At 52.6% G+C, this 19,248-nt stretch carries 19 protein-coding genes; 4 read left to right on the forward strand and 15 right to left on the reverse strand.

The window, feature by feature from the left end:
* Window positions 1-3 precede the first annotated feature (3 nt).
* From LOY70_RS17420 to arsQ, 13 genes are all read right to left on the reverse strand, one after another.
* Window positions 4-402: an arsenate reductase (azurin) small subunit gene (locus LOY70_RS17420; RefSeq protein ID WP_265028630.1), complete on the reverse strand. Its 399-nt coding sequence runs from the start codon at window positions 400-402 to the stop codon at window positions 4-6.
* A 244-nt stretch (window positions 403-646) separates the two neighbouring features.
* Complete coding sequence (locus LOY70_RS17425; protein ID WP_265028631.1) at window positions 647-1,150, reverse strand: arsinothricin resistance N-acetyltransferase ArsN1 family A; 504 nt, start codon at window positions 1,148-1,150, stop codon at window positions 647-649.
* Between the two features lie 114 nt (window positions 1,151-1,264).
* On the reverse strand, window positions 1,265-2,074 hold the full coding sequence (locus tag LOY70_RS17430) for an alpha/beta fold hydrolase (RefSeq protein ID WP_265028632.1): 810 nt from the start codon (window positions 2,072-2,074) through the stop codon (window positions 1,265-1,267).
* Between the two features lie 16 nt (window positions 2,075-2,090).
* On the reverse strand, window positions 2,091-3,350 hold the full coding sequence (locus LOY70_RS17435) for a cytochrome P450 (protein ID WP_265028633.1): 1,260 nt from the start codon (window positions 3,348-3,350) through the stop codon (window positions 2,091-2,093).
* Window positions 3,351-3,408: 58 nt separating this feature from the next.
* Complete coding sequence (locus tag LOY70_RS17440; protein ID WP_265028634.1) at window positions 3,409-4,065, reverse strand: class I SAM-dependent methyltransferase; 657 nt, start codon at window positions 4,063-4,065, stop codon at window positions 3,409-3,411.
* Window positions 4,066-4,099: 34 nt separating this feature from the next.
* Window positions 4,100-5,164, reverse strand: coding sequence for a methyltransferase domain-containing protein (locus tag LOY70_RS17445; RefSeq protein WP_265028635.1), 1,065 nt, complete (start codon window positions 5,162-5,164; stop codon window positions 4,100-4,102).
* A gap of 39 nt (window positions 5,165-5,203) precedes the next feature.
* The gene (locus LOY70_RS17450; RefSeq protein WP_265028636.1) at window positions 5,204-6,049 is read right to left on the reverse strand and encodes a phosphate ABC transporter ATP-binding protein; all 846 of its coding nucleotides are present in this window, start codon (window positions 6,047-6,049) and stop codon (window positions 5,204-5,206) included.
* Entirely contained in the window at window positions 6,040-6,903 is an 864-nt protein-coding gene (gene pstA, locus LOY70_RS17455) for a phosphate ABC transporter permease PstA (protein WP_265028637.1), read from the reverse strand. The genes LOY70_RS17450 and pstA overlap by 10 nt, the downstream gene beginning before the upstream one ends.
* Window positions 6,890-7,753, reverse strand: a complete 864-nt coding sequence (gene pstC / locus LOY70_RS17460; RefSeq protein WP_265028638.1) for a phosphate ABC transporter permease subunit PstC — start codon at window positions 7,751-7,753, stop codon at window positions 6,890-6,892. Before pstC ends, pstA begins: the two co-directional genes overlap by 14 nt.
* Window positions 7,737-8,576: a phosphate ABC transporter substrate-binding protein gene (locus LOY70_RS17465; RefSeq protein WP_265028639.1), complete on the reverse strand. Its 840-nt coding sequence runs from the start codon at window positions 8,574-8,576 to the stop codon at window positions 7,737-7,739. Before LOY70_RS17465 ends, pstC begins: the two co-directional genes overlap by 17 nt.
* A 50-nt stretch (window positions 8,577-8,626) precedes the next feature.
* Complete coding sequence (locus tag LOY70_RS17470; protein WP_265028640.1) at window positions 8,627-9,640, reverse strand: hypothetical protein; 1,014 nt, start codon at window positions 9,638-9,640, stop codon at window positions 8,627-8,629.
* A 20-nt stretch (window positions 9,641-9,660) separates the two neighbouring features.
* Window positions 9,661-10,932 carry an arsinothricin biosynthesis radical SAM protein ArsL gene (gene arsL / locus LOY70_RS17475; RefSeq protein WP_123413700.1) on the reverse strand — a complete coding sequence of 424 codons (1,272 nt, stop codon included), beginning with the start codon at window positions 10,930-10,932 and terminating at the stop codon, window positions 9,661-9,663.
* A 117-nt stretch (window positions 10,933-11,049) separates the two neighbouring features.
* Entirely contained in the window at window positions 11,050-12,273 is a 1,224-nt protein-coding gene (arsQ, locus tag LOY70_RS17480) for an arsinothricin export permease ArsQ (RefSeq protein WP_265028641.1), read from the reverse strand.
* Window positions 12,274-12,657: 384 nt separating this feature from the next.
* Between arsQ and LOY70_RS17485 the strand changes: the two genes are divergently transcribed.
* The gene (locus LOY70_RS17485) at window positions 12,658-13,161 is read left to right on the forward strand and encodes a MarR family winged helix-turn-helix transcriptional regulator (protein WP_265028642.1); all 504 of its coding nucleotides are present in this window, start codon (window positions 12,658-12,660) and stop codon (window positions 13,159-13,161) included.
* Window positions 13,162-13,355: 194 nt separating this feature from the next.
* On the opposite strand, the gene glcC is transcribed toward LOY70_RS17485, so the two are convergent.
* Window positions 13,356-14,123 carry a transcriptional regulator GlcC gene (gene glcC / locus LOY70_RS17490; protein WP_265028643.1) on the reverse strand — a complete coding sequence of 256 codons (768 nt, stop codon included), beginning with the start codon at window positions 14,121-14,123 and terminating at the stop codon, window positions 13,356-13,358.
* A 232-nt stretch (window positions 14,124-14,355) separates the two neighbouring features.
* On the opposite strand from glcC, the gene glcD reads away from it, so the two are divergent.
* Genes glcD through glcF form a run of 3 tightly spaced genes read left to right on the forward strand, consistent with a single transcriptional unit; the run spans window position 14,356 to window position 18,152 of the window.
* Window positions 14,356-15,855, forward strand: coding sequence for a glycolate oxidase subunit GlcD (gene glcD, locus LOY70_RS17495; protein ID WP_265028644.1), 1,500 nt, complete (start codon window positions 14,356-14,358; stop codon window positions 15,853-15,855).
* A complete protein-coding gene (gene glcE / locus LOY70_RS17500) occupies window positions 15,855-16,919 on the forward strand; it encodes a glycolate oxidase subunit GlcE (RefSeq protein WP_265028645.1) in 1,065 nt (354 codons plus the stop codon). Before glcD ends, glcE begins: the two co-directional genes overlap by 1 nt.
* A gap of 3 nt (window positions 16,920-16,922) precedes the next feature.
* Window positions 16,923-18,152 carry a glycolate oxidase subunit GlcF gene (glcF, locus tag LOY70_RS17505; protein WP_265028646.1) on the forward strand — a complete coding sequence of 410 codons (1,230 nt, stop codon included), beginning with the start codon at window positions 16,923-16,925 and terminating at the stop codon, window positions 18,150-18,152.
* 134 nt (window positions 18,153-18,286) lie between these two features.
* Here the strand turns inward: glcF and LOY70_RS17510 are convergent, their stop codons facing one another.
* Complete coding sequence (locus tag LOY70_RS17510; RefSeq protein WP_265028647.1) at window positions 18,287-19,150, reverse strand: LysR family transcriptional regulator; 864 nt, start codon at window positions 19,148-19,150, stop codon at window positions 18,287-18,289.
* Window positions 19,151-19,248 lie beyond the last annotated feature (98 nt).

Here is a 19,248-nt window from a genome sequence, read left to right on the forward strand (position 1 = left end):
TTATCACAGGAGGTTGGACTGACGTCCGTAGATCAATCCTTCGACGGCAACGGCACGTACCGAATCGTCTTGGGGAGTGTATTCAAGCACTATGCTCGGCAGGTTCTCAGTCGCTTGGCCGGAAACCATTTGGCCAATATTCTCAGGGTCGAAAATGCTGAAATGACAGGGGCATTTAAACAACTTCTGCCCTGCGTCATAAGCGACCGGACACCCCATGTGTGTACACAGCGTGCTATAGGCGACAATGTCGCGCTCCGGGCCGACGCCCCCCGGAACAGGTGCGCCCATTTTGATCAACGCGCAAGGTGAGGCCGCGTCAGGATAGAAAAATAGAACGGGTATGTTGACCTGCAATTTCTGCGCGTTGGTGATCGCTTTCATCGGGTAAGGGAGATTCACTCGCCCCTCTATCACTGGCGGGGATATCGCCGCTTGTGTGAACTCAGGTACTCCGATGGCCACGCTCGCTGCAACACCGCCTCCCACCTTCAGGAAGACTCTTCTGGGTATTGATGTCATCTCTGCCTCCGCATTATGCCCGGGATGCGGGCGGCCCTGTGTAGTAAGCGACTTTCACTTAATTGGACTTGGTGTAAACAGTCGACGCTTCGGTTAGACCCTGTTGAATCATCTGTAGAGACTGTCACTCTGGTTGATTGGATGGGACAAGGCGCTCGACGATCACGCAATCAAGCCAGCGGCCGTCAAGACAGGCATGCTTTTCATAGATCCCAACCTGTCGAAAGCCGCAGGATCGACAGAGCGCAAGACTGGCGGCATTGAAGGTAAAAATGCGTGATAGCAGTTTCCAGAAACCACGTTTCTCGGCCTCTTCAAGAAGCGCAAAAAGCAGCCGCTTCCCTATGCCTCGACCACGTACGTCTCGGTGTAGGTAAATTGAGAAATCAGCGACACCGTCATAACAGGCACGTGCTCGATAACGACTCAAATTGGCCCACGCGACAACCTGTCCCCTCTTATCCACATACACCAAATAGGGGTAACGCTCCATTGAGTTGATCCGGCCGAGTATCTCTTCAGCTGTACGCGGTAACGTTTCAAAGGTCGAGGTACGATCCTCAATCCCCTGGTTATAAATCTCTGCTACCGCTGCAGCATCATTAGGTTGGGCCAAGCGAATAGGCATCTGTGTTTCATCCTTACGATCGTCCACCGCGCGGCTAGCCACGCCTGGAGCTTTAAGGGACCCCGCCCTTTGCACATCTCAAAATAGACACCATCACTGCAACGGACGGGTGATTCAGCCGCCGAGGAAATCAAGCAGTATAGGATTCAACCATTCCGCTTCTTCCAGATGCAAAAAGTGACCCGCCCCTTCCTTTCTCACAATCCGGCAGTCAGAAATCTGCTGTCCCATCCATTCATAAAATTCGGGTCGAAAGAAACTAGCGCTGCCAGACACCAGCAGCGTTGGCGATTTTATGTGCTTAAAGAGATCCCGCCAGTCAGTCACATTATTGTTGATAATCATGTTGACCGCCGAGAAGCTGGATGCCAACTTCGCAGTGGCGATCACTTCCTCCCTTTCGCTAGGCGAAGCGGTCTTCAACATACTCGAAATGAAATTTGCGCTCTCGGCTTCACGCGTTAACTCGGGGATAAATCGCTTATAAAGATTAGTCAGTGGCCGAACATCCAGCTCCGCATCGCTCCAGTCAGTCATCATCGACGAGGTTCCAAGTACAAAAGGGATTTCGTCGATAAATACCAATTTATTGATCCGCCCCTCGCCAAAGAGATCTATATAGTTCCATATAACGGAACACCCCATAGACCATCCAACCAGGCTGACGCGCTCTAGCCCCTCATGCTCTAACAGCTCATGAAGATCCATGGCGAGGCGACTTATACGTCCGCCCCGAGTAACCTTGGCGGAGCGACCATGCCCCCTCAAGTCTGGAGCCAATAGCAGGAAATCGTCGCACAGATAACTCAGTTGCTTACTGAACGTAGAAGCACTGGACGCCCAACCATGTATAAAGAGAACCGGCTCGCCCTCGCCCAAGCGGTCATAATCAATCGTAACGCCATCATTAGTCACATATTGCATAACCACCACTCCAAAGCTATACCAAAGGAGATGCTTCTAGCGCCTGAATACCTTTAAATATTGAGTTATCACGCCACTTCAACGTATCAATATCCACATTAAGACTTGAAAAACGTGTCAGCAGCTCTTGATAAAATATGCGCAATTCTAAAAGAGAGAGCATCCGACCGATACACAGATGGGGTCCATAGCCGAATGAGAGCGCTTGATTTTCCTTCAATTCTGGACGCATCAGTTTAAAGGAGTCAGGCTCAGGAAATACATCTGGATCTCGATTGGCGGCCCCCATAAACAAGATAACCAGATCTTGCGGACTAATACAAACGCCATCGATCTCAATCGCCTCGCGCGCTTTCCTGGCCGTTCGGTTAACAGGAGGATATATCCGTAACGTCTCCTCCACAAATGAATCGATCAAGCCGGGATTTTCCCTAAGAGAACCTTCTATATCCGGGTTTTTTGCGAGAGCCATAAACGTATTAAGAATCAAATTTGTAGTAGTCTCAAAGCCGGAAACAATAAATAAAATTATATTCGACAACGTCGCGTGAAGTTCCTCCCGAGTCGTTCCATCTCCGTAAATCTCAATGAGACGCGCGGTCAATGTTTGATCAAAATTCACAGGACGATTGGCCAGGCTTTCCATGAGCAAATCGCAGAACTCCATCAGCACATCATAGGTGGGTTTAATACAACCCGGCGCTCTTCCTGCACTCCCTACATAAGTGGAGATAACATCCGAGTAACGCTGAAGATCTCTCAACCGATGCTCCGTGAGTTCCCCCAGCCCCATAATTGACATGATAATTTTTGCCGGCAGAGGGAACGCCACCTCCTGATATATTTCGGTAGCGCCTTTACCCGCCTGAAAAACATCCAACGCACTCGCGACCTGCTCACGAATAAGTGCTTCGTAATCCGCTAACGCACGAGTTGTAAACAACGGAATTAACGAGTTCCTAGCCTGTTTATGCCTCTCGCCATCATTATTCAACATCCATATTGAAAGCATCTCCCTGATCTTTTCATCATAGACAAGTTCATCGCCACTGGGAGACTCTACATACCTTTCCACCGTCAATGCCGGGTCCCTTAACAGTTTCCTAACGGTATCGTACTTGAAAGCGATCCAGTATTTTTGTTGGTCATCATAAAAAATACCTTCATTTTTATGCCACCATTGGAACGTAGGGTAAGGATTCGCTCTAAACTCATCTGACAAAACATTGTAGTGAATGGCAGTCTCTGGTGATCGAAGCGAACTGAGAGTACTCATTGTGATTCCCCATCATCCCGGTGGTGGTCAAATTGAAAACAGTATTTAAAGCCCTACGTTAGCGGACGCCCAAAGCATAGAAAACGTCAAAACCACCTGCGGCCCCTACGATGCTACCGCAACATTTTTTACCCACCTTCCCGGTGGTATATGAGGAGAAACCGGCATTTCTCATCCAGTCTTCAATCTGCATGATGCTGAATCCTGGCCAACGATCATGCTGCTCCTTTTGAAAGTCGAACTGAGTGTGCTCAATCAGATCAGTAACAATTAATTTGCCGGTTGATTTCAAACATTTCCTAGCATCAACAAAGAACTGTGCCGGCGAGGTCAGATGATGAAGAACCATATTTGTTACAATGCCATCCAGTTCAGCTTCCTGAGCCGGGACACCATGCTCTTCAGCAATACGCATTTCAACTTTACCGCCTAAACGCGGATTTTTTTCTATTTCCGCGAGCATGTTGGGACTAATGTCCGCGACGATGACTTTTCTCAAGCCACTTTCCAGCAGAGCCTCGGTCAAAAAACCAGATCCAGCACCAAAATCCATAACGGTATCAGTTGGCTGAAACTGCCCCAAATCAACTACATAGGAGCGCACGTCATCCGAAAAATAAGTCTTCCGCTCCTCACTCCAATACACTGATCTTTCATTGAAAAAAGCACGCGTGGTCGCTCCGTCAACCGCTCTATCTTCAAGACTCGCAGACATGACTAACCCTCCCATTCACCCAGGTATCGAATAACTAGCAGCACGAGCTTTTAGCGGGTGCTTGATTAATCACTTCGGCATCCAAAATATAAAATGGGCCATCAGAGGCAATCAAATACCGATCAGCAACTGAGAGCGTATCAGGAATACCCCGCCGGTACATCTTACCGCTGTCTCCAACAATAGCTTTTGATGGGCCTTTATACATAACTTTTGGCGTATCCACACCACAACTTTTTAGTGGCTTTTCACCCGTCACAGTAATGGAATAGAACTCAAGCTCCTCAATGATTTTCGCGGGATCATCGTTTCTGACTTCAATTGTAATCCCAGCGAAACCCGTAGCCTCCAGACTGGAATAGAATTGTTGTTCCTGAAGCACCCCTGCGTAACATGCTGACCAAAGCATCGCATCATTTTTTACCGACTCCGGCACAGGAATATTTGAAACGTTATCCGAAATTGCAAACCGTCCTCCCGGCTTCAATACGCGGAAAATCTCCTGAAAAACCAGATTTTTATCTCTGTCTGCCAACAGGTTAATGACGCAGTTTGAAATCACCACATCAACACTGTTATCCGAAATGAGTGTTTTCTCATGGCGCAACTTATCGGCCAAGTCCTCATATTTTTGGATGGCCGCTACATCGCTGGGTGCGTTTGATCGCAGATAATCATTTGCCTGATCTAAGTCGAGGGCCAGATCGTGCGCAGATCCCATCCGAAATGCCAATGGCGCGGCTTCCACGCTGGCCGAGAACTCAGGCAGGGCCTTACGAGCAATGCTGAGCATAGCGTCGTTGAAATCGATACCGATAACTGAGCCCGAAGGGCCAGCGATTTGAGCTGCGATATAGCAATTCATACCAGCCCCACAGCCCAGATCCAAGACGACATCCCCCGGACGGATGTACTTGGTAGGATTCCCGCACCCAAAATCGGCATCAACCACCGTTTTAGGCACTTTTTTCATAAGATTTACATCATATGCCTCACTGCAGCAGACCACTTGGGTCTGTGATGCAAGGAGGGCATCTGCGCGTTTTTCAGCCAGAGCAGCGTAATCCTCGCGAACGGAAATTCCGATATGATCTGTCATTTTCCTACCCCTGTTTATACCGCTGATTCAATTAATAAATTAAGCGAGCGCACCGCTTATATAACTCGCAGTGATAGCGTTCTGTGGCTTACCAAACAATGACTCTGTTGCCCCACTTTCGACAATGTGGCCTGAGGCTCCATTCATCCAGAACATCACGCAATGATCAGAAATCCTGCGTGCCTGAGCCAAGTTGTGAGTAACGATAACAATAGTGCACTGCTCTTTCAGGCTGGCTATAAGCTCTTCGACCCTTGCACTGGATATTGGATCTAGAGCACTGCAAGGTTCATCCATCAGCAAGACATCCGGGCTGAGGCAAAGCGCTCGTGCGATACAGAGACGCTGCTGCTGCCCGCCAGACAGTCGAGTAGCAGGTTTATTAAGATCATGCTTCACCTCTTCCCACAAACCGACCCTGCGCAACTGAGCCTCCATCGATATATGAGTTTCCTCGGCGCCTCGAAAACCGGCCTGGTAGAGCGCCAGTTCCAAATTGCGCTTAATCGTTGTCGGAAATGGATTCGGTCGTTGAAATACCATTCCAACGCGGCGACGCAATTCGATAACGTCATGCCGTTCTTCAAGGATATTTTGTGAGTTGTAATTAATTCGTCCTGTTACAGAGCAACCAGGAATGAGATCCACCATTCGATTAAGACAATTCAAAAAACTCGTCTTTCCGCACCCTGATGGGCCTATCAACGCCGTAATTGCCCCCTTCGGAATATTTAGATTCACATGAGACAAGACTGACTTCTTCGAATAAGCCACTGCCAAATCGCTGATTTCAAACGCGACAAGGGGAGCGAGCCCGATATCGACATAATCGCTCGCACCGTTAGCTTCAATAAAAGAGCGGTTGAACTCTAAACCTATAGACATTCTATATCCCCTCTCTGGCGCATCCATAAATCCTTCATCGCGACAGTGAAACAATTAATCAAAACGATAAGTACAATCAGGATAAAGGCGGTGGCATAAGCATTGGCGTCCCCCCCGGTAACATTCATCGACAAATCATAAATATGAATTGACAACGAGCGGCCAGAGTCGAGTAGCGAAGATGGCATTCTGTCCACGTAGCCACTCGTAAATATAAGAGCTGCGGTTTCTGCAAGGGCCCTGCCTACTCCGATTAATAAACCTACAGTGACTCCTGGCAGCGCTGCCGGAGCGAGGATCTGGAAGATCACCTCCGTTTTATTCATCCCTAGCGCAGCTCCCCCATAGCGATAAGTATTGGAGATTGACTGCAGCGACTGTTCAGTCGACCTTATAAAAATTGGCAACACCATGCACGCCAAGGTCAGGCCTCCTGAAAGAATTGAGAACTTCAACCCTAAAAGATCGCAAAACAATATATTTCCAAACAGACCAAAAACGATAGAAGGAATACTCGACAATATCTCCAACGTCGCTCGAAAGCTTCTCCCAAGCGGGGATGCACTGGGAAGGTACTCTGCCAGCAAGATAGCCCCTCCAAGTCCTATAGGTATAACAGCGCAAAGACACACAAATAAAATCAGCAGGGTAGATACCAATATGGGGCCAATACCTCCACTTCTCCCACTATCGCTTGGTGGCTGGGTAAGGAACGCCCAATCTATTTGCGAGACTCCACTCATCAAGATATCCGCCAACATAGCGACGGAGACGCACACAATTAAACCAGCACACCCCCACACAAGAGATGTCAACAATGTGCCACTTTTCGTCGGAAGCTTACGATATGTCACGCATCACCTCCTTGGGATTAAACAAGCTCGACATCATGACGAGTGCAATCACCAAAAACATCAGCGCAAGTCCACTCGCGAACAGTGCCGACCTATGAACATCTGCTGCATAGGCCATCTCCAATGCAATATTTGCAGCCAATGTCCTAATCGGATCAAAAATACTGGTCGGGATTTTTACAACATTCCCTGTAACCATTAATACCGCCATTGTTTCACCAAGGGCGCGGCCCAAGGCCAACGTCACGGCCGCATACAGTCCTGCCCGCGCTGACGGCAGAACAACATAAAAAATGATTTTTTCCCTTGGAAGTCCTAAGGCAGCAGCTCCATTTATTAGCGAGGAAGGCACACGTCTTATACTTTCCTTTGCAATGATTCCAACAGTAGGGATGATCATTAATGCAAGTATCAGAATCCCCGCCAATAAACTTGCACCTGGTGGTTTAATTTTGTAGATGATCGGCGTGACTGCCATCAACCCCCACAATCCATATACAACGGATGGAACACCTGCGAGCAATGCGAGCAATTGTTCAAAAAATCTGGCAGCCCGACCGCCACCATAAAAATTGCAAAAAATCGCCACACCTAAACCTATCGGTGCAGCTATCAATATCGCGCCTACGCTCACCAACAGCGTGCCTATCATCATGGGTATGAAATTATAGAAACCGGAATCCGGAATCCATGCCTTGTCGGTAAAAATTCTTTCAACCCCTACTGAGGTAAAGAAGCCGTACGACTGATCAAATATAAACAGCAACATCATCAGCATTATGAAAACACACGTCATACCGCAGACGAAGAAGCTGAGCGTTGTCGCGCCGTTTCTACTTAAGGGAGACAAAGTACTGCTCCTCGACCAGATCCTTCACTGAAGCTGACTGGACGTAATCAATAAAATGCGATACCGCGACGCTAGGCTTTCCCTTCGTTACTAAATTAAGCGTCCTTGAGAGATCGTACTTTTTGTCTGCTACATTCTGTGTAGAGGGTACCTGCCCGTCCAATGAAATCAGTTTAAGTGCAGTTCCTGACCGCTCGCTGTATTCTGCGGTCCCAATCGAAACATACCCTATCGCTCCGGGGCTGTTGGCCACAGTTTTTATACCTTGTTCGTTCTCGCCGATTACAATATTTGCCTTGATGTCGGCAGGCTCTAAATTCATAAATCCTGCAAACAACTCCAGGGTAGAGCGCCCACTGGCCTTATTGACAACGGTAATAGGCATATCTGCCCCACCCAGCTCCTTCCAGTTGGTTATACGCCCAAGATAAATATTGCGTATCTGTTCTTTCGACAATGCTTGAATGGGGTTTGACTTATGAACAATAACAGCGATGCCGTCACGGGCTATCGGATAATCAACGAGCTCACGCTCTGACGCTTTTAGATCACGCGAAACCATTCCAATGTCTGCGAGACCGCTCCGGGCATCTGCGACGCCTCGGGAGGAACCACCGGATTGAACATCAATTTGAATGCCAGGATTTTCACGCTCATAGCGCTTTGCAATCTCTGCAACAAGAGGCGCTATAGTACTAGCCCCCGATATTATTATTTTTTCAGTGCCCTTCTGGGTTGTAAGCGCCTTACTTACAAAAACCGTGGAGGCAACGGCCACCAGTGCCATTATCAACGACCACCTTATCTTCTGCGCGATAGCCATAGAACGCCCCTATCTTTTCGTCCGTTGATTTGAGATTTGAGTGCCTACCACTAACAACAATTTCCGTCGTCTGACGTGCAGCAACTCCCTTGATCAGCCAACGGTTTAACACCTTTTGTCACGCCAGGATCTCGTATCGCTGGCGTGTTGCAGTCGAATAAAATAGCGTTCTCTAATGGAGGTGCGTTGTAACAGGGCATGCCGACAAACTCGCCTTCATAGGGAGCTCTTAATAGGAGGTTATAGGTTTTAGCACACACGGCGGTTCTCACGCCTCTGCGATAAATATGCCCATCATCGTCACAGACCTGAAGCCAGGGGCCGCGATACAAGACGGCATGCCCCTGCTCAAAACAGGGCCCGAACTTTCCTTTATAAGCATTAATCAAGAAAGGTCTGAGTTCCACGCCATCGGTGATCTGCAGAGGCAGATCGCTTAATTGATGATACGTAATGCCATGAAAACCCTCCTGCTCTAGCCGCTCGGAGATGGTCGATTCGGTGAGCGCTTGTATGATTGGATATGATCCTACAGGCCCTATCTCCAATCGGTCATGAGACTCGTCAGCCAAGAGTACTAGCATCATCAACGTACCGTTTCGATTGAGTACCCGGTAACACTCGCTTAGCAATTTTTTTGTTTCGTTGGGTTCAACACCATTCAGCGTGAAACAAATGTAGAGCCTGTCATGGCTCTCTGACTTAACAAAAGGATTCTCGCTTGAAAGACGCTTGATCTCTTTTTGCAAGCGAAGGAAGTCTTGATAGTCTGTAATATTGGACGAGCGCAATAACTCATCGGCAACCAGAGGGTTTTCACTCCAATCAGCGGCTGGCTCGGCTATAAGCGATTTAGCACCTGACTGGAGGTTCTGTATAGCCACTTGCAGCTCTTCACTTCCCTTATGCCCTACCAGCATGGGGCTCAACGCCGAGCGAATAAATTCTCCAACCAGAGGTTCCAGCTTCTCCCTCCAGTTGGATTGTAAACTCAGATCAAAGCCACCCACCCCTTGACCTGCAATTTTCAAAGCTGCTTGACGCAGCGCGAACGACTTATTCATAGTTCCCCCAACGTCTACTGTTAGCATTTGAGGCAGCAGCGTTTGAAAACGCCCTCTTCAACGGGAGTCAGACTTTGGGCATACAATGTATCCAATCGGCTATCCGGGTGTTTCCAATCGAAGTGAAACTCATGCTCTTCAAGCTCTAATCGCTTAACACTCTCATTGCGAAGCAGTGGCGAACCTTTGTAGAGATGTAACCTGGTTTCATATTGAATCGGGTCAACGATGTCTAACAGCTGATTTTTTTCGACGAAGTCGTGAAATTTTGCTATGTCCTCCAATCCCACCCAAGGATTAAACATAATAAAAGTGGGGTTAACCTTAATCTTCAATGAAAGTAAAAAGGCAATGGACTCTTCGATCATATTCATATCCATTTCCTTCACAACCTGATCCAACACTTCTTGCTTGGGAAACTCCAGTGCGGTGGTAATGAACGCCAACCCCAAGGAAACCATTTCCTTGATGGTTTCTTTGTTCTCCAGGATATGATCGACACGCGTGGTAAAATCATATGTTAGATCTGGGTGCTTCTCATGCAGCTTACGCAATATCGCTATGCCGTGGTGCTTGGCATTAAAGAAATCTGCATCGGTGAAGGTAAGATGCGTCATCCCCTGCTCTACTAACGCTGCGGTGTCTCGCTCTACTAACTCACTGGACACCATCAACACTTTACCGTCGTAAGCGGCATAAACAGAGCAATACGTACACTTATGATGGCACCCACGGGTTCCCTCAATACCACCGACAATCTGTTTCGAACCAAGAAGCTTATCGATTTGGGGCTGAGGGTACTTAAACAGCGGAGGCGCGATTTCACGCTTCGGCAATCGAAAATTGTTTCTCTCTAAAAAGGGAACGACTATTTCCTTCGACTCAAGCTTTTTGACGTCTACTATCCCCGCCAGGCTGGCATCCTGACCACTGAGTCTTTTTAACAGGTTCACCAGAGGAACTTCCCACTCCCCGACGATCGTGTATTCACTGTATTTGCCAGTAAGACGTTCGGCGTTGATGGTAGCGTACTGGCCAAAAAATACCTTTATCGCTTTAGGATTCCACTCACTGATTTTAGCCGCCAGCTGCACGCCTGCCTGTAACGAATCAAATAGCGGAACGGAAATGCAAATGACATCCGCGTCAGAAAACATCGATTCGACTAGCCCCTCCACATAGACATCAACCAACTGCGCATCGAATCCTGCATCGATAAGTGCTGTGGCCGCCGATATCGCGGTAAGGGGCTGGTAACCACCTTCAAATGTTGTCGCCACTATTACTTTCATTTTCCATGTCACCACGCAATTGAGGTTAATATCCATACAGCTCATACATTGCAAGTAATTTTCGACACAGGTATACGTGCCTCCGAACCAGATCAGGAGGCAGTATTCATTCTTCTACTAGAAAGATAGGGCAGTTATCACACACAAGGCACAGAGGCCTATAAAAGCTTGAAAGATCGAGGCACCTGTTATTGTTTTTACGTAATTGATTGTGCTGCCATTCGCAAATGCATCGTTTCGCACCAGCCAGTAGAAACTGTCATTAGGCAAAATGGCTACAAACGATCCCAGGCAGATCGCATAGACAACAGGTATCAAGTCTATTCCTGTGTTAGCCAAGACAGGCGCGAGTATGGGAGGGAGGGCTGAGAATGTTGCCAACGATGATCCATTGATGACCTTAAAAATAGCCGCCACTGAAAACAGCCCGATCAACATCAACGAAGCTGACTTTACCCCGGTGACTATCTCAATGGCATATCCCGCAGGCACCACACGTGCAAGCATGTGCCCTAGCGCGGACGCGCAACCAATTATAAATAGAAGATTAGCTGTTCTTCTGATTGTGGAATCAAGCATCGGCTTGCGGTTTTCTTGCTTGGTCAGCAGGTAGGCCACAATAGCTGAGATGAGAAGTGCGCCGGCTGGGGCGGTAAAAAAACCAATGACCGGAACTGCGGAGAGCTTACCGAAGTACCCAGTGAACAAGAGCGCAAATAGCAGTGCGAGAGGAAAGAGGAGCCTGGACGAACTAGCCCACTGAAAGTCCCTGCCCTCGCTCGGGGAGGCTTCTATGGCATCTGAATGGTCGCCTACCAGGCGGAGCCAAATCATGCCAGCCACAAAAGTCGTCACCATCAAGATTAAACCCAGCACAATCAATCGGTGATCTTCGACGTTTGCCCCCACACCGAGGCCGATTATCAGCGGCCCGGCAGGTATCAACAGCTTGAAGCCACTGTAGCTGCCAACCGCAATCGCGGCTCTATAACGGCCCGCTAACGGAGACAAAGCCGCATAGGCGGTGTCAGGGCATACCATACCGGCCCCCATCAGCGGAGACATGACGACCCCTGCCTTACCGAGGTAGAGATCCTGTCCATGACTTAACCAGGCAGCAAGGTAGAACGCACTGAGGAGCACAATGCAAAAGTAACCAAGGTTGTTCCCATATCCCGTGATCAATACGGAGACTATTTCGCTGTTCCCCAGCCCACCCACGAGCCCCAGAGCAACAGTTAACACGATCATAAAAATAGGGAACGGCAGGGAGAACGCCTTGGCTATCGAGCTACGAACTGAGGTGGGGGCAGACTGGGCGCTGATTTCCAATTCAGACATGATCGCTTCCTTGCACGATTCGATGATTTACCCAGCGATTTACGCCAGGGGCACGTTTTCTGCGTATTCAAAACAACCCAGCATGAGGTCGAAAATCGGCAGACTGCAGGAAGTGACATGATTTTTCGACGATTCTACCGGCCCCTTCACGACGGGTTTTCCAGCATTCGTTCTGTTATTTTTTGAGAAGGACGCGCGTAGAAATCTTTCCCCCGTCCCTCCGAGACCACAATCAATGGGCTATCAATCGACCTGGTCGAGACTATTTGTTGGTACTCGCAACCAATATAGGTATCCGATTTGTGGAATGTCAACCCCCATATTGGTGGTTGCAGCTCCACCCCTTGAAAGCTACTGTTGGTAGTAACAACTGAAGAGAAATTTATGACCCAGCGTACCGATACCCACCTCATCAGTGATGCTGAAAACCTATTTGAAGCCGTCAATCAGTTAGTACGCGTCTATCAATTTAGAGACCGAGACCGAATCTGTTGCTATGACGTTTCCGTGACTCAGTGCTACGCCGTAGAGACACTGATCAAGCAGGGCCCATTGCGAATGCAGGCACTGGCGGAGGAGATGTTTCTTGATAAAAGCACGGCGAGCCGAGTCATCGATACGCTTGAACGCAAAGGCTACGTCGAGCGATCTGCTGACCAGCAAGATAAACGCGCCATTCAGATACGAGCCACAGAAGCGGGTGAAGCGCTGTACCAGAAGATCCGCATCGACCTGGTGGCCGAAGAGAGTGCGATGATCGCAAATCTCTCACCGGAGGTCAGAAAAGCCTCTGTAGCGCTTATCAAACAGCTCACCAGGGCGGCGGAAATTCGCTGTGGTCTGGTAAAAAGCTGTTGCCCCACTCCGTCGAAGGTCAATTGCTCATAGCGCGATCTACGAAACCGAATCACGAGTATGCCTTGACCAATAGTCCATAGCGTTGCCCGACCAGCCTCATTCATTGCCTGACTCAATCGCCAGATCAGGAATCTCAAGCATGGCTGTATCCCGTCAAGAACGGTGCATCTTTGCTGGCGAGGAACGGCACCACCTTGGCTTAAGCGAAGTGATCCAGACTTGCATCATGCCCACCCCTCAAGTCGCAACGTCGCCCGAACCAAGCGTTGTTCCTCGCTTTCGATTTCCTTGAGGTTCTCGCAGATGCTCTGGATGTGAGCGATGGCCGCCTTGCGCGCCTGCTCCGGCAAGCGGCCGGTGACAGCGTTGTAGAGCCGCGCGTGTTGACGGTCGATCTGACGCTTTTGCGGTTCGCGGTGGTAGAGGTTGTTGACCGAGGCAAATACCGAGTTGAGCAACAGATCCGTCAGCGAACGCAGGGTTTGCACCAATACCGGATTGTGCGACGCCTCGCAAATCGCCAGGTGAAACGCATGATCGAGCCGGGCATGTTCGCTCGCCTCCAGCGAACGGCTGTGGGCATCGAGCAACGCCTCGTAGCTGCGGGTGATGAGGACGAAATCGGCCTCGGTCCCGCGCAAGGCCGCCAGACGCGCGGACTCGCCCTCGAGCAAGCTGCGGACCTCGAATAAATCATAGAGCGTTCGTGGCTGCGAGCTGAACAGGTGCATCAGCGGTGACGCCAAGCCATGCCCCGACAGGTCGGCCACGAATGACCCCTTGCCTTGCTCGGTCCTGATAATCCCGCGAGCGCGCAACAACTTCAGCCCCTCGCGAAGGGCGGTGCGGGAGACGCCGAGTTTTTCCGTCAGCCGCCGCTCCGAAGGTAACAGTTGCCCGGTCTTGAGCACCCCGTCGACGATCAGGCGCTCGATGCGCTCACAGACCACGTCGGCGACTTGCAGATGACGGCTCGCTTCTGCGCTGTCCATTGAACCTCCAACTGGTATGACCAGCTTCACCAGCGGTATCAAAACTGTTCAGGCACGGCAATAACTGGCTGTTTTTAGGGTTATTTTTTAGATAAACAAAACAATCAAGGTTAAAGAACTGGTTCGACCAGTCAAACAACACATGGACAGTAAAACGCCCCGGGCCAATGATGCAAGTCAGCTGTAGTTGAACAGACCGCTAATAAAAACAACTGAGCGTCGTCCACCGACTATGAACATTCTCTACGATGAACGCGTTGACGGTGTCCTGCCCGACGTCGACAAAAACGCCCTGCTGCGGGCCCTGCAGACCCAGTGGCCCGATCTGGAAATCCTGCACCAGGGCGAAGAGCTCAAACCGTACGAATGCGACGGACTTTCCGCCTATCGCACTACGCCAATGCTGGTGGTACTGCCGCGCCACATCGATCAGGTCCAGGGCGTGCTCCGGCTCTGCCATGAACGGCAGGTGCCGGTCGTCGCCCGCGGTGCGGGCACGGGTTTGTCCGGCGGTGCACTGCCGCTGGAAAAAGGCGTGCTGCTGGTGATGGCGCGCTTCAACAAAATCCTCCACATCGACCCCACCGCCCGCACGGCCCGCGTCCAACCAGGCGTTCGTAACCTGGCGATTTCCCAGGCCGCCGCGCCGTTTGGCCTGTACTACGCGCCGGACCCGTCCTCCCAGATCGCCTGTTCAATCGGCGGCAACGTGGCGGAGAACGCCGGCGGCGTACATTGCCTGAAATACGGTTTGACCGTACACAACCTGCTCAAGGTCGACATCCTCACCGTCGACGGTGAACACCTGACGCTGGGTTCACAGGCACTCGACTCACCCGGTTTCGATCTGCTGGCGTTGTTCACCGGTTCCGAAGGCATGCTCGGTGTCATCACCGAGGTCACGGTCAAACTGCTGCCCAAACCGCAAACCGCCAAGGTACTGCTGGCCGCCTTCGATTCCGTCGAAAAGGCGGGTCGCGCCGTGGGTGACATTATTGCCGCGGGCATCATTCCGGGCGGTCTGGAGATGATGGACAACCTGGCCATTCGCGCCGCCGAAGACTTCATCCACGCCGGCTACCCGGTCGACGCCGAAGCGATACTGTTGTGCGAACTCGATGGTGTAGAAGCCGACGTCCATGATGACTGCGACCGCGTACGCCATGTGCTGGAACAGGCCGGCGCCACCGAAGTGCGCCAGGCCCGCGACGAGGCCGAACGCGTGCGTTTCTGGGCCGGGCGCAAGAATGCCTTTCCGGCGGTGGGCCGTCTCTCACCGGATTACTACTGCATGGACGGGACGATCCCACGCCGAGAGCTGCCCGGTGTGCTGCAGGCGATCGCGGCGTTATCAGCCGAATACGACCTGCGCGTGGCCAACGTTTTCCACGCCGGCGACGGCAACATGCATCCACTGATTCTGTTCGATGCCAATCAACCGGGTGAACTCGACCGCGCCGAAGCCCTGGGCGGCAAGATCCTCGAATTGTGTGTGAAGGTCGGCGGCAGCATTACCGGTGAACACGGTGTGGGCCGCGAGAAGATCAACCAGATGTGCGCGCAGTTCAATAGCGATGAGCTGACCGTGTTCCATGCCGTCAAGGCTGCGTTCGATCCGAGCGGGTTACTCAACCCGGGCAAGAATATTCCGACACTGCATCGCTGCGCCGAGTTTGGCGCCATGCACGTGCATATGGGTCAGATGCCCTTTCCTGAATTGGAGCGTTTCTGATGCGCAGCGAACACGATATGGATGACAGCGCCGCGCTGCTGGAGCAGGTCAACCAGGCGCTGCAAAACGCCACTCCGCTGCGCATCCAAGGTTCCAACAGCAAGGCGTTCCTCGGGCGCAACGTGGCGGGAGAAGTCCTCGATACCCGCTCCCACCGGGGCATCGTCAGCTACGACCCGACCGAACTGGTGATCACCGCGCGCTGCGGCACGCCGTTGGCACACTTGTCTGAAGTGCTGGACGCGGCGCAGCAGATGCTGCCTTGCGAACCGCCCTCCTTCGGTGACGACGCCACGGTGGGCGGCATGATTGCCTGTGGACTCTCGGGGCCGCGACGCCCCTGGTCAGGATCGGTCCGCGACTGCGTCCTCGGGACACGGGTCATCACCGGCCAGGGCAAGCATTTGCGCTTTGGCGGCGAGGTCATGAAGAACGTCGCCGGCTACGATCTGTCGCGCTTGATGGCCGGCAGTTACGGCTCGCTGGGCGTGATAACCGAAGTGTCCCTCAAGGTCCTGCCGAACCCACGAAAAACCCTGAGTATCAGCCTGGAAATGGACAGTGATCGTGCCTTGCTACGCCTGGCGGAATGGGGGCAACAACCACTGCCGATCAGCGCCGCCTGTCACGACGGCCAGCGCCTGCACCTGCGGCTCGAGGGCGGCGAAGGCTCAGTGGCGGCGGCCCATGACCGTTTGGGCGGGGAGTTGCTGGACGCTTCGTACTGGCAAGACCTGAACGAACATCGATTGAGTTTCTTCGATGAGAGTCAGCCGCTCTGGCGCCTTTCCTTGCCGCAGAACGCACCCCGACTGTCGTTGCCGGGCGTTCAACTGATCGATTGGGGCGGCGCCCAGCGCTGGCTCAAATCCGACGCCGAAGCGCCCCTCATTCGCGCGGTCGTCGAAACGGTCGGCGGACATGCGACCTGCTACAGCCATGGCCTGATCGACAGTCCATTCCAACCACTGCCCGACGCGCTGATGCGCTACCACCGGAACTTGAAACAGCAACTCGATCCACGGGGCCTCTTCAACCCCGGTCGCCTGTACGCGGAGCTTTGAACCATGCAGACCACCTTGAGCGAAGACGCCCGCCGACTGCCCCGTGCCGCAGAAGCCGAACGCATTCTGCGCAGTTGCGTGCACTGCGGTTTCTGCAACGCCACCTGCCCGACCTATCAACTGCTGGGCGATGAACTGGATGGCCCACGGGGGCGTATCTACTTGATCAAGCAGGTGCTCGAAGGCAATGAAGTGACCCGCAAGACCCAGGAACACCTGGATCGTTGCCTGTCGTGCCGCAATTGCGAAACCACCTGCCCTTCCGGCGTCGACTATCACAACTTGCTGGACATCGGCCGGGCGGTGGTCGATGCGGCCGTCCCGCGCCCACTCGGCCAGCGCCTATTGCGTGAGGGATTGCGCGGCGTCCTGCCCAATCCGGGGCTGTTCAAAGGGCTGCTGAGCAGTGGCCAGGTTTTCCGCGCCTTGCTGCCCAACACGCTGCAAGTCAAATTACCGCGCAACGTGTATCCGGCAAAACCACGCCCGACCACCCGCCATACCCGGCAAGTGCTCATGCTCGAAGGCTGCGTGCAGCCGAGTCTGTCGCCCAATACCAACGCGGCCGCCGCCCGCGTACTGGATCGACTCGGGATCAGTGTCACCCCGATTCGCGAGGTCGGTTGTTGCGGTGCGCTGGACTATCACCTGGACGCCCAGGCCGCCGGCCTCGATCATGCCCGCCGTAACATCGACGCATGGTGGCCGAGCATTGAAAGCGGTGCCGAGGCCATCGTGCAAACCGCCAGCGGCTGCGGAGCCTTCATCAAAGACTATGGGCACCTGCTCAGCACCGACCCGGCGTATGCCGACAAGGCGAAAAGGGTCAGTGCCCTGGCCAAGGACCTGGTTGAAGTCCTGCGCGACGAGCCGCTGGATAAACTCGGTGTGCACAGCGACCAGCGCCTGGCGTTCCACTGCCCTTGCACTTTGCAGCACGCGCAAAAACTCGGCGGTGCCGTTGAAGCCATTCTGACAAGCCTGGGATTCAACCTCACCGCTGTTCCCGACAGCCACCTGTGCTGTGGCTCGGCGGGCACTTATTCGCTGACCCAACCCGAACTGTCTCGGCAACTGCGCGACAACAAGCTCAATGCCTTGGAAAGCGAGCACCCCGAAATCATTGTCACCGCCAATATCGGCTGCCAGACCCACCTCGACGGTGCAGGTCGAACCCCTGTCAGGCATTGGATTGAACTGGTCGAAGCCGCGTTATCGTCGACGGACAGGTGATCGGTGCGGTCGGCGTGTCCGGGGTCCACGCGTGCCGCAGTGCCTCCATGACCCGATCGAACACCGGCCGCTGGGCTTCGGCGAAACGGGACAGATTGAAAGGAGCTGCAACGCCTCACAGCCGAAGGTCGCATTCACGATTGCCTCAGGATCTTGATCAGGGCGCCAAGAGGTGCCGGTATCTGACGATGTCCCGAATAATACAGAGCAAGTCCTGGCTCTGGAGGGCACCAATCCAACAATACCGTTAGCAGCCGACCCTCGCTGATCGCCGCTTCAGCATACTGTTCGGGAACGTAGGCAACACCCAGCCCATCGATTGCTGCCTGGACCATCAAGGCGTTGTCATTCAGAGTCAGTTGGCCTGGCACATCGACTGTCATCGCGCAGCCAGCACGGACAAACTCCCAGCGATAGCGCTTGCCACTGGGCAACCTTTGCCGGATGCAGCAATGCTGGCGGAGCATCTCCGGTTCGGTGATAGGACTATGGCGGGCCAGGTACCCTGGCGATGCCACCACGACAAACCTTACGGGCGGTCCAATCGGCACCGCGATCATGTCACGCGGCACTTTGTCCATCAGGCGAACACCTGCATCAAACCCACGCTCAATGATGTCCACCAAGGCCCCGTCGACGACCAGATCCAGCTCCACACGCGGGTGCAGTTCGACGAAGCGCGGCACGGCAGTGGCTAGCAACTCACGTATCCCCGCCTCGTTGCCATTGATACGCAAAATGCCACGCAGCTGGCCGTCAGCATTAGCAAAATCAGACAGCACCTCATCCATGGCCCCCATGAGCGGCAGCATGCCGTTGACCAGGCGCTCGCCCTCTGGCGTAGGCGAAACACTGCGCGTCGTGCGGTGAAGCAAACGCACCCCCAAGTCCCGCTCGAGTGTACGAACGGCGTGGCTGAGGGAAGACCGACTCACGCCGAGCGAATCCGCCGCTTCGCGAAAGCTGCGTCGGGCGATGATTTCGGCGAGTGCGTTCAAGTCTCCCCAGGAAGGTCTCTTCATTGGTGAAGTTTCCTCACCAGCACGTTCCGTTTATGGGGGTTTTTCCCACCTGCGATCGAACCTAGCATGGGCTC

Origin of the sequence: Pseudomonas sp. B21-054, from assembly GCF_026016345.1 — a bacterium.
Lineage (GTDB): Bacteria > Pseudomonadota > Gammaproteobacteria > Pseudomonadales > Pseudomonadaceae > Aquipseudomonas.

Coding starts and splice junctions, on each gene's coding strand:
- LOY70_RS17425 (WP_265028631.1), bottom strand. CDS start 1,150: ATGCCTATTCGCTTGGCCCAACCTAATGATGCTGCAGCGGTAGCAGAG.
- LOY70_RS17430 (WP_265028632.1), bottom strand. CDS start 2,074: ATGCAATATGTGACTAATGATGGCGTTACGATTGATTATGACCGCTTG.
- LOY70_RS17435 (WP_265028633.1), bottom strand. CDS start 3,350: ATGAGTACTCTCAGTTCGCTTCGATCACCAGAGACTGCCATTCACTAC.
- LOY70_RS17440 (WP_265028634.1), bottom strand. CDS start 4,065: ATGTCTGCGAGTCTTGAAGATAGAGCGGTTGACGGAGCGACCACGCGT.
- LOY70_RS17445 (WP_265028635.1), bottom strand. CDS start 5,164: ATGACAGATCATATCGGAATTTCCGTTCGCGAGGATTACGCTGCTCTG.
- LOY70_RS17450 (WP_265028636.1), bottom strand. CDS start 6,049: ATGTCTATAGGTTTAGAGTTCAACCGCTCTTTTATTGAAGCTAACGGT.
- LOY70_RS17465 (WP_265028639.1), bottom strand. CDS start 8,576: ATGGCTATCGCGCAGAAGATAAGGTGGTCGTTGATAATGGCACTGGTG.
- LOY70_RS17470 (WP_265028640.1), bottom strand. CDS start 9,640: ATGAATAAGTCGTTCGCGCTGCGTCAAGCAGCTTTGAAAATTGCAGGT.
- arsL (WP_123413700.1), bottom strand. CDS start 10,932: ATGAAAGTAATAGTGGCGACAACATTTGAAGGTGGTTACCAGCCCCTT.
- arsQ (WP_265028641.1), bottom strand. CDS start 12,273: ATGTCTGAATTGGAAATCAGCGCCCAGTCTGCCCCCACCTCAGTTCGT.
- LOY70_RS17485 (WP_265028642.1), top strand. CDS start 12,658: ATGACCCAGCGTACCGATACCCACCTCATCAGTGATGCTGAAAACCTA.
- glcC (WP_265028643.1), bottom strand. CDS start 14,123: ATGGACAGCGCAGAAGCGAGCCGTCATCTGCAAGTCGCCGACGTGGTC.
- glcD (WP_265028644.1), top strand. CDS start 14,356: ATGAACATTCTCTACGATGAACGCGTTGACGGTGTCCTGCCCGACGTC.
- glcE (WP_265028645.1), top strand. CDS start 15,855: ATGCGCAGCGAACACGATATGGATGACAGCGCCGCGCTGCTGGAGCAG.
- glcF (WP_265028646.1), top strand. CDS start 16,923: ATGCAGACCACCTTGAGCGAAGACGCCCGCCGACTGCCCCGTGCCGCA.